This window comes from Paenibacillus sp. P32E (assembly GCF_001909085.1).
GTDB classification, from domain to species: domain Bacteria; phylum Bacillota; class Bacilli; order Paenibacillales; family Paenibacillaceae; genus Paenibacillus_AQ; species Paenibacillus_AQ helianthi.
Map to the genome: position 1 here is coordinate 1 of NZ_LVYY01000065.1, position 819 is coordinate 819.

Sequence of the window (819 nt, forward strand, 5' to 3'; positions counted from 1 at the left end):
TATATTCTTATTCCGGCCATGAAACATCAACGCCGAGCTCGAAAAGAAGTTGAAAAAAAGAGCTTGCATTACTCGGTCGAACGTGATATATTATAAGAGTTGCTGGTGACGAGTTAATCGCCGCCGACGACGAGCTTGATCTTTGAAAACTGAACAACGAGTGAGTGGGATTTCACGCAAGTGAGATCCAAAGATAGAGAATATTTTATTCTCGTCAGATGTTTCAAAATGAGCAATCGCTCTTTCTAAATACCAATTTGGAGAGTTTGATCCTGGCTCAGGACGAACGCTGGCGGCGTGCCTAATACATGCAAGTCGAGCGGGACTTATCCTTCGGGATAAGCTTAGCGGCGGACGGGTGAGTAACACGTAGGCAACCTACCCTCTAGACTGGGATAACTACCGGAAACGGTAGCTAATACCGGATAATTCCTTCACCCTCATGGGCGAGGGATGAAAGGCGGAGCAATCTGCTACTAGAGGATGGGCCTGCGGCGCATTAGCTAGTTGGTGGGGTAATGGCCTACCAAGGCGACGATGCGTAGCCGACCTGAGAGGGTGAACGGCCACACTGGGACTGAGACACGGCCCAGACTCCTACGGGAGGCAGCAGTAGGGAATCTTCCGCAATGGGCGAAAGCCTGACGGAGCAACGCCGCGTGAGTGATGAAGGTTTTCGGATCGTAAAGCTCTGTTGCCAGGGAAGAACGTCCGGTAGAGTAACTGCTACCGGAGTGACGGTACCTGAGAAGAAAGCCCCGGCTAACTACGTGCCAGCAGCCGCGGTAATACGTAGGGGGCAAGCGTTGTCCGGAATTA

1 rRNA gene is annotated in these 819 nt (G+C 51.5%); it reads left to right on the forward strand.

Annotated features, from left to right (window positions below):
• Positions 1-254 precede the first annotated feature (254 nt).
• Positions 255-819, forward strand: a 16S ribosomal RNA gene (locus A3848_RS27510); the annotation flags it as partial.